This is a genomic window from Epilithonimonas hungarica, assembly GCF_900102265.1.
In the GTDB taxonomy this organism is placed as follows: domain Bacteria; phylum Bacteroidota; class Bacteroidia; order Flavobacteriales; family Weeksellaceae; genus Epilithonimonas; species Epilithonimonas hungarica.
Map to the genome: position 1 here is coordinate 196,949 of NZ_FNBH01000001.1, position 13,198 is coordinate 210,146.

The 13,198-nt window shown below is 35.4% G+C and carries 13 protein-coding genes; 3 read left to right on the forward strand and 10 right to left on the reverse strand.

The genetic code is table 11. The features are described 5' to 3' along the window. The first annotated feature begins 222 nt into the window (after nt 1–222). Nucleotides 223–1,170, forward strand: coding sequence for a GLPGLI family protein (locus BLT30_RS00905; RefSeq protein WP_139166546.1), 948 nt, complete (start codon nt 223–225; stop codon nt 1,168–1,170). A 2-nt stretch (nt 1,171–1,172) separates the two neighbouring features. Further along, the gene (locus tag BLT30_RS00910; RefSeq protein ID WP_089870628.1) at nt 1,173–1,982 is read left to right on the forward strand and encodes a GLPGLI family protein; all 810 of its coding nucleotides are present in this window, start codon (nt 1,173–1,175) and stop codon (nt 1,980–1,982) included. A gap of 29 nt (nt 1,983–2,011) precedes the next feature. On the opposite strand, the gene BLT30_RS00915 is transcribed toward BLT30_RS00910, so the two are convergent. From BLT30_RS00915 to BLT30_RS00960, 10 genes are all read right to left on the reverse strand, one after another. Next, a complete protein-coding gene (locus BLT30_RS00915) occupies nt 2,012–3,802 on the reverse strand; it encodes a hypothetical protein (RefSeq protein ID WP_089870630.1) in 1,791 nt (596 codons plus the stop codon). A gap of 4 nt (nt 3,803–3,806) precedes the next feature. After that, on the reverse strand, nt 3,807–4,325 hold the full coding sequence (lptE, locus tag BLT30_RS00920) for an LPS assembly lipoprotein LptE (protein ID WP_089870632.1): 519 nt from the start codon (nt 4,323–4,325) through the stop codon (nt 3,807–3,809). Nucleotides 4,326–4,327: 2 nt separating this feature from the next. Then, entirely contained in the window at nt 4,328–5,014 is a 687-nt protein-coding gene (locus BLT30_RS00925; RefSeq protein ID WP_139166547.1) for a hypothetical protein, read from the reverse strand. 14 nt (nt 5,015–5,028) lie between these two features. Then, complete coding sequence (locus tag BLT30_RS00930) at nt 5,029–6,327, reverse strand: sigma-54 interaction domain-containing protein (protein ID WP_089870636.1); 1,299 nt, start codon at nt 6,325–6,327, stop codon at nt 5,029–5,031. A gap of 105 nt (nt 6,328–6,432) precedes the next feature. Beyond that, entirely contained in the window at nt 6,433–7,050 is a 618-nt protein-coding gene (locus BLT30_RS00935; RefSeq protein ID WP_139166548.1) for a hypothetical protein, read from the reverse strand. A 3-nt stretch (nt 7,051–7,053) separates the two neighbouring features. Beyond that, a complete protein-coding gene (locus tag BLT30_RS00940; RefSeq protein ID WP_089870640.1) occupies nt 7,054–8,292 on the reverse strand; it encodes a S41 family peptidase in 1,239 nt (412 codons plus the stop codon). A gap of 15 nt (nt 8,293–8,307) precedes the next feature. Next, entirely contained in the window at nt 8,308–9,744 is a 1,437-nt protein-coding gene (gene miaB / locus BLT30_RS00945; RefSeq protein ID WP_089870642.1) for a tRNA (N6-isopentenyl adenosine(37)-C2)-methylthiotransferase MiaB, read from the reverse strand. Between the two features lie 260 nt (nt 9,745–10,004). After that, complete coding sequence (locus tag BLT30_RS00950; protein WP_089870645.1) at nt 10,005–10,877, reverse strand: Abi family protein; 873 nt, start codon at nt 10,875–10,877, stop codon at nt 10,005–10,007. 52 nt (nt 10,878–10,929) lie between these two features. Further along, nucleotides 10,930–11,340 carry an energy transducer TonB gene (locus BLT30_RS00955; protein WP_089870647.1) on the reverse strand — a complete coding sequence of 137 codons (411 nt, stop codon included), beginning with the start codon at nt 11,338–11,340 and terminating at the stop codon, nt 10,930–10,932. A gap of 61 nt (nt 11,341–11,401) precedes the next feature. Beyond that, nucleotides 11,402–12,154, reverse strand: a complete 753-nt coding sequence (locus BLT30_RS00960) for an RDD family protein (RefSeq protein WP_089870648.1) — start codon at nt 12,152–12,154, stop codon at nt 11,402–11,404. A 20-nt stretch (nt 12,155–12,174) separates the two neighbouring features. Here BLT30_RS00960 and BLT30_RS00965 point away from each other — a divergent pair, with 20 nt between their 5' ends. Then, nucleotides 12,175–13,167 carry a stage II sporulation protein M gene (locus BLT30_RS00965; RefSeq protein ID WP_089870650.1) on the forward strand — a complete coding sequence of 331 codons (993 nt, stop codon included), beginning with the start codon at nt 12,175–12,177 and terminating at the stop codon, nt 13,165–13,167. Nucleotides 13,168–13,198 lie beyond the last annotated feature (31 nt).

Here is a 13,198-nt window from a genome sequence, read left to right on the forward strand (position 1 = left end):
TATTTAGACTGATTTTAGTCTACAAAAGTACGAACTAATTTCCGCAATCTCAAATCGATGACATCTATTTTAACGATTTTAAATAGACTTTATCATTTCGTTTGATAATGAATTACAGTTTGTTAATGTTAAATTGTTATCAAAAAATGAACAAATATTAATTCTGATAGTTCTTATAATTAACTTTGCCCGAATTTGTTAATCAAACAATCAGTTTTAATTATGAGGAAGATTTTTATTTTGATGATGCTGTTTTCCTTTTTTGGGAAAATGATGAGCCAGACCGAGAGATATATTTATCAGACCGAGGTGAATCCGGATACTATCAATCTCGTAGATATGAAGATGGAAAGAACCTTTTTGGATGTAAAAAATAACCAGTCATTGTTCATTAGTGAAAGTAAATTGTTAAGAGATTCTCTAGTTGCAGTTTTGAAAAGCCAGACAAACCCGGATATAAAAAAGTCAAAAAAAGACAAACCGGAATTTCCAAAACTGGCGAATGGAAAATCGATTCAACCTACTTTTTTTGAATATTTCATAAAGAAAAATAATGAAGATAAGACGGTAAGTCTGGTTGAAAGTATTGGTTCAAAGCAAGTTTATTATCAAGAAGACCGAAAAATGAATTGGAATATTTCTGATCAGGTTTCCAATTTTAATGGTTATAAAGCCCAGAAAGCCACTATGAGTTTTGGCGGAAGGATCTGGACCGCTTGGTTTGCTCCGGACATCAAAGTATATGACGGACCTTATAAATTTTCCGGATTACCAGGATTGATTGTAAAGCTTGAAGATGAGAAGGGAGATTATAAATTCAATTTCCTGAAAAAAATATCAATCCCAAATTCTTTTTCAGAGGATATAAGACCTGATGCAAGAAAATCAACAAGAATCAACTTTCAAGGTGATAAGGCATCTGTTAAAATGGAAATGGTGAAAAATAAAGACCCGGAAATCAATCTTGATAATTTCAATCCTGGAGGAGGAAGAGGAATGCATCAACGGAATGGAGGATTTGGAGGCCAGCCTGGAGGCGGAATACCAAATGGAGATATGGGAGGTCAAGATATGCAAATGGGAAATCCTACTCAAAATCCCACACCAAGTAATGGGAATGTTATGAATTTTGGAAACACAAACCCAATTGAATTAAGTAATAGACAATAGATATGAAACTAATAAAATTATTAAGCCTGTTGGCTATGCCATTGGTAATGGCCCAACAAAGCACTCGTTTTATTTATCAGGTTACACAAACGCCAGATTCTACAAATACGGAGAAAAAAACCGAATTGGCTTATCTGGATGCCGATGGGAAAAGATCACTTTTCTATGCCGAGAATTCTTTGAAAAGAGATTCTCTAATGGACAGAATGAGAGCAACTAAGAATTTTGACAGAACTCAAATGCAGAATCTGAGAAGTAATCTTCAGTTTACCATTGAAAAAGACCTTACTAATCAAAGTTTGATTTATAAATCAAGAATTGGCAGAGATAATTATTCTTATTCAGAAACGCCCGTTTTTGAGTGGAAGATATTACCGGAAACTGTGAAAATTGGAGATTATCAAACGCAAAAAGCAGAGACCAGATTCGGCGGAAGAACTTGGTACGCCTGGTTCACACAAGAGGTTCCTTTGCAGGATGGACCATATAAATTTTCAGGTTTGCCAGGATTGATTGTGAAAGTTCAAGATGATAAAGGTGATTATTCTTTTGACCTGATGCAAACGAAAAAGATAACGGAGATATATCAACCTTTGAATAGAGGACAATTTATTACTCTTTCCAAATCGAAATATCGGGATATGGAGAAAAAGATGCAAAAAGATCCTGCAAGTTTCATCAATGCTCTAAGAAATAGTGGTGGAAGAGGCGGCGGAAACCGGCCACCAATGAGTCCACAGGAGATGCAAGAAATGCAAAAACAAAGAGAAGCAGAAATAAAAAGCAGGAATAACCCAATCGAGTTAAAATAAAAAGCGGGACAAATATTTGTCCCGCTTTTCTATTGTGGTTTTCTAATATCTTTTATTTCTTCAATTTTTTCTTCGAAGTAATCTTTTTTCTCAGGATGTTTTTCTGAAAGTATCTCATAAGCCTTTATTGCTTTGGAGTATAGTTTTTGTTCCGTGTATAACCTGGCCAGGGTTTCTGTCATCAAGTGAGAGATGTCATCCTTTTTCTCCTTCACAACATAGTTGCTTTCTTCTTTTAACTGAGATATTTTCGGGTTGGTCTCTATGAAGTTGTCAATGATCTTTTCTTTGGCTTTGGATGGTTCCTGCCTAGTCTCGGGTCTTTCAATTTTCAGCCAACTTTGCCAAGTATTGATAAAAGCTCCCACATTGCTTTCAGGAGTTTGCTTTGTTTCAGCTTTTTCCGGAATTGGAATGATTGCTTTCTTCTCCTCGATTTTAGAAACATCATTTCCAAAGAATGAAACATTGAAAATAGGTCTTTCTTCTTCAGGAATTTCAATTTCCTTTTCTTCTGTTTGAGCTTCTCCTGCAATGATTTCTGTTTGAAAATCAACCTTATCAATTTTTTCAGGCGTTGGAGCAACGTCAACTTTCGTAATGATCTTCGGAATTTCTCTTTCTTCTGTCTCATTTTTACCAATCAATGCATCCGGAATATTTATCGAGAATGACATTGGTTTCCATTCAGAAACAGGTTCTTGAACTTCAGTTTTAGTTTCAGTGATTTCTGGTTTGATTTCAGCTTCAGGAGTTTCTTTTTCAGTGATTTCGAAAGTTTGCATATTTTCAAAATTGATTTGACTCTCTTCAACTTTTTGTTCCTGAATTGGATCTTCGACTGTTTCTTGAACTTTTTGAGGTTCAGAAATTTCAAAAGATTGCGTGTTCTCAAAACTGATCTGGCTGTCATCAATATCATCTTCAGAAATATTTTCTAACAAAGGTTCTTTATATTCTGATGTAATGACAGGCTTTTCTTCTATTGGTTTTTCCTCTGATTTCTCTTTTTTCGAAGGATTCAGATAATCCAGATGATTTTTTGGAATCGAGAATTTCACATTCGGAAGAAATTCTTGGATTCCATTAAAACTTATATCTCCCGATGTTATCTCGGGTTCAGATTCCTGTTCTGTCGATATTTCTTCTATTTTCGTTTCTTCCGGGATAGAAATGTCCTCCATGTTTTCTTGAACAGAAATTGATTCTTCCGCACGGTTGTCATCGATGGAAATTTGAGCATCAATGTTTTCTGCTTCTTCTTTTAGAACGAGCTGTCCAGACTCTTGAGAAGCATCCGGGTCAACCTCCGGGGTTTTCTCTTCGAGGAAATTTTCTTCACCTTCGTAGAGCAGTCGGTTCTTTTCTCCATCTACAACTATGAATTCTGAGTTCTCTCCATTTTCAGTTTCGATGATTTTTTCAACATCAAATTTATTCAGAACAGAATGTGTTTCTGTATTTTCAATTTCCGTTACGATTTCAGATTCTGCAGGTTTTGCATCTTCTTTTGTTTCGTTGTTAGTTTTCTGATTATCAATTGTTTTTTCTGTTATTTCTGATGTTGGAAGGGCTTCTTTTTTGGAGATTTTTTCAGAATTCACGAAGTGATAAAGGATCTTTTTATCTGTTGTATAAGCAGCTGTTTTAGAAAGATTTTCTTTATATTTTTCCGGCATGTAAAGATTGATCCCGTAAAGATAGAGTGCTCTTATACTTTGCGCATAAGGCATTTTTTCTGATTCGGATCTCAAAATGTCCAGATCGGATTCGGTTATAATCTTCGGATTTTTAACTAATTCTAAAACTCTAGTATTCATTATCTTACCAATTGGCTACAATATCATTGAAAATTTTGTTGATGATCCTGTCATTCACAATTTTTACTTGTGCAGTTTCTATCGTGTTCAGGTCCAGATCGCTGTTGAAAACAGCTTCGTCACTGTAAGTTCGGTCAAAGCTAAGTGTTGGGTCTTTGCTATTTTCATAATGGACCTTCACAGAGATTGTCAGCTTGTTTTGCTGTGCTTGTATTGTGTTTCCTGATGTCGTTGTAGTTGCAGACCCGATACTTGTAGGAGTGATATTATAATCGCTGATCTCTCCTTCTATCAAAAGGTCCGGATTTTCCACTGCACCTTTCAATGTTGTTCTTTGGAGAAAACGATTCTGCAAGGCGACCGTAAAATCCTGACTCAAACTTGGAAGGTTGTTGGCAGCATTATTCGGGAAAGTATTGATCTTCACAGTTTTCATGTCCTCGCGGAGAGAAGAACCTGTGAAGGAATAGCAGGATGTTAAAAGTAACAACGATAGGATAAAAAGTACTGAAAGGTTTTTCATTATTAATATTTTTTACCAATTTCGGTAAGCTCGTCATGCTCTATTTGAGCAAGACCGTCTTTGAAAGCAAAGTAATGTGAGACATTTATAAATGGCAAAGTAAGAAATATCCCGATACCACAAAGAATTATCCCTAATTCTCCAAGAAAAGCTGTCGCTATTGAAAAGAAAAATATAGTAAGCAGATTTCCCTTTGTCATGATCTTAGAAATATTCCAGGCGGTTTTTATATCTGTGATCTTCTTGAAAGTGATCAATGCAGGAACATAAAATGCCTGAAGCAAAACATAGAGTATGGCAAAATAGACCACCGCTAAAAAGATCATCCCGATGCCTCTGGCCAGTCCGGATATCATTCCGTCATTATCAATTGTGATGGAAAAAACTCCAAATGGAATGAACAACAGGATCAAGCCGGCAAAAATATACAGTTGGAAGATAAGATACGGTACAAAGTCATCGAAATTAAAGATCTCCCCAGCTCCTGTCGGGATTCCTTTCTCAATTTTGTAGCAGATCTTGTAAAAATTTCCAACTGCCATCAACCCACAAAAAGGAATTATACTTAATACGATTGTGCATAGAAATGATAAAAAGATAGTTCCAAAATCTTTTTTCATCAAGTCTATTGCTTGTGAAATGTATTCTCCGAATTTGAATTGAACGGGTTTGGGTGATAGTTGACTCATAGTTTTAGTATTTTTTACTCTTCTAGATTATATTGTTTTATTTTTCTGTATAGCGTTCTTTGCGAGATCCCCAATTCATCCGCTGCTTTGTTCCTTCTTCCTTTGTGCTTTTCCAATGCTTTGATTATCAAATCTTTTTCATTGTTTTGAAGCGAAAGGGATTCTGGTCTGGCTTCTTCAATTTCAATGTCTTCTACATCGTTGTAATGATGGTCTTCGTCCTCAGAAATAATCGTCGGATTATGGATCTGATTTTGATTATTGTTGTTGTTATTCTCGAAGAAAAGCAAAGAATTTGGGTTTGCATTCTGAGCAGATTCCGGAGTGTAGATCCTATTGATCAGATTTTTTTCCTGAGAGCTAAGGTCTGCATTTCCTCTGCTTTTTATCAGTTCCGAAGTTAAGGATTTTAAATCATTAATATCATTTCGCATATCAAAGAGAACCTTGTACATAATTTCTCTCTCCGAACCGAAGTCTGAACCCGAATTTCCACTTCCTTCTTTCTGAACCACAGCAGGAAGGTTGGCATTCATCGGTATGTATTCCGCTAATTTCACGGAATTAATTTCACGATTCTGTTCCACAACAGTCATTTGCTCAACCAGATTTCTCAGCTGACGAACGTTTCCCGGAAATGCATAATTTTCAAGGTAAGCAACGGCATCGTCTGTCAATTTCAACTCGGGCATTCTGTACTTTTCAGCAAAATCAATCGCAAACTTTCTGAATAACAAGTGGATGTCGCCCTTTCTTTCCCGCAAAGCCGGCATATCGATCTGAACCGTATTCAGACGGTAATAAAGATCTTCACGGAAACGCCCGTCCTGGATGGCTTTCATCATATTCACATTCGTCGCAGCTACGATTCTTACGTTGGTTTTCTGGACTTGAGATGAACCGACTTTCATAAATTCGCCACTTTCCAAAACTCTCAAAAGACGAACTTGGGTCTGAAGCGGCAATTCTCCAACCTCATCAAGGAAAATTGTTCCGCCGTCGGCCACTTCAAAATAACCTTTTCTGGTAGAAGTCGCCCCCGTAAAAGCACCTTTCTCGTGACCAAAGAGCTCTGAGTCGATGGTTCCTTCAGGAATTGCACCACAGTTTACGACGATGTAAGGCTGATGTTTCCTTCTTGATTCTGAGTGGATTATTTTCGGGATGAATTCTTTCCCAACACCACTTTCTCCAATTACGAGAACGGAAATGTCTGTTGGAGCAACCTGAATTGCTTTTTCCAAAGCTCGATTAAGTGCCGGAAAATTCCCAATAACTCCAAAGCGGTTTTTTATAGATTGTAAGTCTGCCATTTTTTTAATTTTTTGCCCGAGATCTGCATTTAGAAATCGGAAGATTTTTTGATTTTGAATTTTTTAAAATTGAATTTACAGTTCAGCGATCTGCTTTCTGTAAACTTAGTTGAAATGATGAGTGTAACCTTCCAGCATTGTTTTGCCCTCATCATAATTGGCCAATGCTTTGGCTTTCAAATCCAAATAATCTTTGTTTCTGATCTTCGAAACTTTACCTCTAAAATAAATATTTTCTGCAAAATCATAAACTTTGCTTTGTTTTTCAAAATTTTCTAAAGATTGATAATAATCGATTTTTTTACCAATAATAACTTTTGGTATCCAGTCGTTAAGAGATCTATTAATTTCTAAAAGTTGAGATGTAATGTTTTTATTGATCTCTATTGGCTCGTAATCATAGTTTGCTGTCAAAATCCTGAACCTATCGGATTCTTCGTCACAATTGACCACAAAACGAATTCTTACCCAAGCGTTTTCTTTTTTTACATTTTCGGAATTGTATTTTTTCTGAAATTCCTCTTCAATCGCAACTTTTTCGCCTCTGTATTGGAATCCTTTAGAATCATTAAAGTATTGAAAAACCCGATTCTCATTACATAAAATAAAGTCTTTTCTATCTGATTTCTCATCAAAAGCGATATTGCCAACATAGTCCCACTTTGAATTTTGAGAAAAAGTCAATACTGGCAGAAAAAATAATATGTACAGAATACTCTTCAAAAATTATTTATAATTTTTTATAAATTCAAAAACAGGGTCGATGCCATTAGTATAGTCATCAAAAGAAGCTTCTACAACGTAATCCGGTTTTATGGTATTGATGTTTTTCTTTTTCGTTCTGATGAAATAATATGTGGAATAGGTCAATTTCAATTTAGAATTTGGCAGTTCAAAACTTTTAATTTCTCCATAATGATTAGGCTTTCCCGATGTTTCTTCTCCTACGAAAATTGCTTTGGTTTCCTCTTGAAAATCTGTTGCATTGAGAATTGCAGAAGAAAAAGTGTCACGCCCCAAAACTACGAAAAGATGACCTTTTTTATTAATATCACGGTTCTGGGCCAGTTTTTTAATGAATTCCCTACCTTGTTTGGAACTGCCACCTCCATTATATCTCATATCGAAGATCAATTTATCGACTTTGTTATCCTTGATGATCTTGAAAACCGATTCTTCAAATTCTCCGAAATTCAACGGATTCTCAGAAGATGAACTGCGTTTTTCATTGGTTGTACAAACATTGTAAAGAACATAAAGAATCTTCTCTTGGTCAAAATATTTCTTCTCGAAATATTTCTTCTTATTTTCCTGAACAAAAGTCAGGTTTTTTGGGGTGATTTTCACCCTGTTTTCCTTAGTTATGACAGATGGGAAAATGATCTTCTCAGATATTTTTCCATTCTTTTCATATTTTATCTTCACCGCATCGGTTTTGGAAAAACCAAAATTTTTGAGCGTTTGATTACAAGGCAAAATCTCCGGAATACGATTTCTGAAGATCCCGGAATTTTCATTTGGGAATAAGGTGGACAAACTGTCTGTCACGGTTTTGATGTCAAAATCATTAACAGCCAATATTTTCCCACCCAGTAATTCTTCGTTTTCAGAAGTAGTAAGTGTAATGTAAAAGTCATTGCCAAAGAAATATGAACCTAATGGTAAGATTTCATTTTTGTTGATGAATTTCTTTAATGACAAATTGGTATGCGTATCGCCTTGTTTTGTAAGGGCTTGCTGCAGCTTCAAAGCCGTTTGGAAGTCGGTAAGATTATCCGATTTAGCAATTATATTATTAAGGTCTTTTGTGAAATCCGCTTCAGAGCGAAGTGCAAAAAGATTGTAATGCTTATTGGTAAGATTGTTTTGCAGATATTTTATATCCTCACTCCATTTTTCGCTACCCATTTGCGCAGAAATACCCAAGGATAAAAAAAAGAAGAAAATTAAAACCAGTCTTTTCATTTGTGCTCCAGGAATTTACAAAACCGTTTCCCCCAAAAGCGTTCCCTGTGTATTCCCGTGGACGAAAACGGAAACAATGTCACCAATTTTCTGTCCTTCCAACATATCGAAAACGCATACTGCATTCTGGGAATTTCTGCCTTTCCATTGGTTCTTATTCTTTTTAGAAACTCCTTCAATCAATATTTCGTGAACTCTTCCAACATAAGAGGCCATTCTTTTTTTGGATAGTTCACCTTGCAAAGCGATCACTTCCGCCAAACGTCTTTGCTTGACATCAGCAGGAATATCATCTTCCATTTTCTTATGGGCAGGCGTCCCCGGTCTTTCGGAATAGGCAAACATATAACCATAATCGTATTCCACTTCTCTCATCAATGAAAGTGTGTCTTGATGGTCTTCTTCCGTTTCTGTGCAGAATCCGATGATCATATCCTGCGAAAAAGAAATGTCCGGAACGATTTCTTTAGCTTTTTTGATTAGATCCAAATATTCCTGACGTGTATGCTGACGGTTCATCAAACCAAGAATTCTGTCACTACCGCTTTGAACAGGCAAGTGGACGTATTTGCAAATATTATCATGCTTTGCCATCACTCTGAAAACATCCAGACTCATATCCTGAGGATTGGATGTCGAGAATCTTATTCTCATATTTGGAACTGCATTCGCGACCATTTCCATCAATTGGGCAAAATTTACAGCCGTCAATTTTTGCATTTCGGATGCTTTTGCAAAATCTTTTTTTGGACCGCCACCGTACCAAAGATAAGAGTCAACGTTTTGACCAAGTAATGTGATCTCTTTATAACCATTATTCCAAAGGTCGAGACATTCTTCTATGATAGAGTGCGGATCGCGGCTTCTTTCTCTACCTCGGGTGAAAGGGACGACACAGAACGTACACATATTATCACAACCTCTTGTGATCGTAACAAAGGCTGTAACACCATTTCCCCCTAAACGAACAGGATTGATATCTGCATAAGTTTCTTCCTTCGACAGGATTACGTTGATGGCATCTCTTCCGTCGTCGGTTTCTTTGAGAAGATTTGGAAGATCTCTGTAAGCATCCGGACCGACCACCAGATCCACGAGTTGCTCTTCGTCTAAAAATTTGGTTTTCAATCTTTCCGCCATACAGCCAAGAACACCAACGGTCATATTTGGGCGTTCTTTTTTGAGGTTTTTGAATTGAGCAAGACGCATTCTCACGGTTTGCTCAGCTTTCTCACGGATGGAGCAAGTATTTAATAAAATCAAATCTGCTTCTTCTACTTTCAAAGTAGTATTGTAGCCTTGCTCATTAAGGATGGAGGCAACAATCTCGGAATCAGAGAAATTCATCTGGCATCCGTAACTTTCCAGGAACAGTTTTTTAGAATTTCCGGATTTTTCTGCAATAGCAAAAGCTTCTCCTTGTTTTGTCTCGTCTATATATTTTTCCTGCACTACATTTAAGATTTAAAGTTCAATATTTAGAAATCCAATGCTGAAGAACCTTGAATCCGAAAGTTTGAACTGTTTAAGTCTGCAAAGATACAAAATATTGTGACAGAATGGCAGAAAAAAACTCGGAGCAAGTCCGAGTTATAAGTAATATTTTATAGTGCCGCAATAATGTGAAAAATATTGGTGCACTCGAGTGTATTTATACAAATACTATGCAAATGTATTAATAAACTATTATATAAAACAAATTTTGTATATAATTATTTGTATACAAAATTTGTTTTTTCTTCTATAATTCTTCTTAGAATTTGATGATTTCTATATTTTTCAAAAAGACAATTAATCTCTTGCTCCATCTCTTGCCTTCTACTCTCTGAGATTTTTCCCAATATATATAGAACTACTTTTATTGAGGAATCTAACGACATTCTATCATTATTATTGAAATCCAAATCTGGAATTTTTGAAATTCCTTTGGGTAATTTTAAATCAAAAAGCACCCCACAATGTGCACAAGTATTTCTTAAAAAAATTAATGTGTCCATAAGGCTTTCGAATTTGGATAAATTATAGACTCCATACATATTAGAAATTCTTGATTTTATTTCTTTATCATTAAGATTTTTGAAGATTTTTAAAATAACCCCGAAAGAAAAGAATTCTAAAGTTTTCCATGCTGGAGCATATTTGTCATTAAGGTATTTTTGATGATGTTTTTTTATTGGTTTATTTGATAATTTAAATTCATCGTTGTAATAACGGTCAATATTATTGATGAAAATTTGATTTATAACTTTTGGATCAATAAACCAGAAAGGATTTGTTCTATATTTATTAGAGACATAATATACAACATTTGTTCTTAAGTTGATTTCTATTCTGTTCAGATATTTAGTAAGGATATTTCTCAGATCCACATCTAAATAATAGAGATTTACGGCATCAGAAAATTTGGTTCCTTTTATGAGGTTGTGATTTTCATCAATTACAAAAGGATGCCAATAAAATCCTAATCTATAATAGCCAATATCAAGTAAAATTTCTTTAACTTTATTTGGTTCAAAGTCGAAAACCATTCCTCTGCTTTCAAGTAATGCTATTTGTTGGTTAAATGTTGTTGCAATATTTCCCATTTTTGCCTTTAATCATTAAAAATAATTGGTAAATATAAAAATTTAATTATTTTTAATATTCTTCATCAGAATGGTCAGAAGTAAAATTGATCTCGAAAATAATGTTTGAACTTACCGGAACTCCATTTTTAATAGCAGGTTTCCATTTTTTCTTGATACGCTTCATGGCGAAATTCATATCCTGCTTGAATTCCTCGTCATTTCTGACTTTAGGATAGATCTTCAGCTCACTCATTTTTCCTTTCTCATCGATGGTAAGTACAAAAGAAAATTTTCCATTCACTGCATAGGCGGTGATATCTACATAGGCGTGTACCATCTTCATGAACTCGTTTCGGAAAGCTGTTTGTCCGCCGGGAAATTCTGCCTTGGAATCAGAAACAATTTCAGTTTTGGAAGTTTCGGATTGGGAAAAAACGGGATTGCTTATCAAGAGTGAAGTTATTAATAGAAAGACTCTCATTTTCTAATGGTTAAAAGTTTTGTCAAATATATTAAAATGACTGTAGAAATTGACTCCACTTTTATTGATCTTTGCCAGTATAAAAATTATAATCCTTAATAATAACACTAATGAATTGTCTTTGAGTGAGTTGTATAGATTCCGGGTCGAGCTTTAAAATTTCAACAATTCTTCTTGTCAGCCTATTAATGATCTCACGATCATCAGACTTCAAAGCTTTTTGGAAATTTTCCTTGATGATCCTTACATCATTGTCACTCAGTAAAATGACTTGGGGGAAAGTTGGAACATGATCTTCTTTCAGATGTTCCAGGATCGTGTGTGAAATATTGACATTGTTTTTAAGAGAAATAACGGCTGTCCCTGTTGCGATATCGCCCAAACGCTGATGATTTTTTGATACTAATGAAGTGATAAATGCTATGATTCCCATGCTGCCGATAATATCAACCAAACGGAAGATCCATCGCATCAGATAATCTCCGAAACTTGCCTGATAACCATCGATTTTTACGACTTTTATTTTCATTAATTTTTTTCCGAATGTCTGTCCTTCCATCAGGCTTTCCAAAACCAAAGTATAAATATGGACGGGTAGTGTGATGATCAGAACGAGTGCACCAACAGACCAGCCATCCATATCTCGGGTAAAGTCTGAAAAGTCAAAAACATTGCGCAGAATCCAAAATATGATGAAGACATATACCACTTTGATGAAAGAATCGATAAAAAAAGCGAAGATCCTTTCTCCAACACCTGCCAACGTAAAATTTACATTTACATTTTGTGAAGTATTGATGGCGATCTGATTCATATTTTTATTATTTTAGCATTATGAGAGAAGTGGCTTTTATAAAGCAAAATAAAGCAAAATGGTTGGAAATCGAACAGGTTGTCAACGGAAAAATGAAAAAAAATCCGGATGACCTTTCGTCTCTTTATATCAATCTTATTAACGACCTCTCTTTTGCACAGACTTATTATCCTAAAAGTAAAACCACAGTTTATCTCAATTTCCTCTCTTCTCAAATTTTTCAAAGAATCTATAAGACCAAAAGAATAGAAGAAAACAGGATCAGGCATTTTTTTGTAACAGAAGTTCCAATGACGGTTTACCAATACCGGAGATATCTGTATTATGCTTTTTGTTTTTTTGTTTTGTTTGTAGCAATAGGTGTTATTTCGTCTATCTATGACAAAGATTTTGCGACATTGATCCTAGGGGAAGGTTATGTAAACCAGACTTTGGAAAATATCAAAAAAGGCGATGCAACGGCAATCTACGGAAGCGGGTCCAATTGGAGCTCGTCCATAATGATCATCGCTAATAATCTGGTGGTTGGAGCAAAGCTATACATATATGGGATTTCGGGAGGAGTAGGAACTTTGTATGCCTTGATGCAGAACAGCATCATGTTAGGGGCATTTCAGTTTTTTTTCAAGACACAGAATGTGCTATTGGAAAGCGCCAAAGGAATCTGGCTACACGGTGCTTTTGAGATTTTTGGAATGGTGGTGGAAGCAATGGCGGGATTGATTTTAGGGGCGTCGATTTTGTTCCCCAAAACTTTATCCCGATTAGAATCCTTCAAGCAAGGTTTTCGAGATAGTTTTAAAATTTTTTTAAGTACAGTCCCATTTACCATATTTGCCGGAATGATAGAAGGTTTTGTAACCAGATATGCGCAGACGATGCCATTGATTCTGAACCTGGTCATCATCTTTGGAACGTTGTCTCTTATCGCTTTTTACTATTTTATATATCCATTTATCCTTATAAAAAAACTAAACCAAAATGTACTTGTCTCAGGAGATAAAAATCGATGATCTCATCAGCAATACAATTGTGTTAATTTGA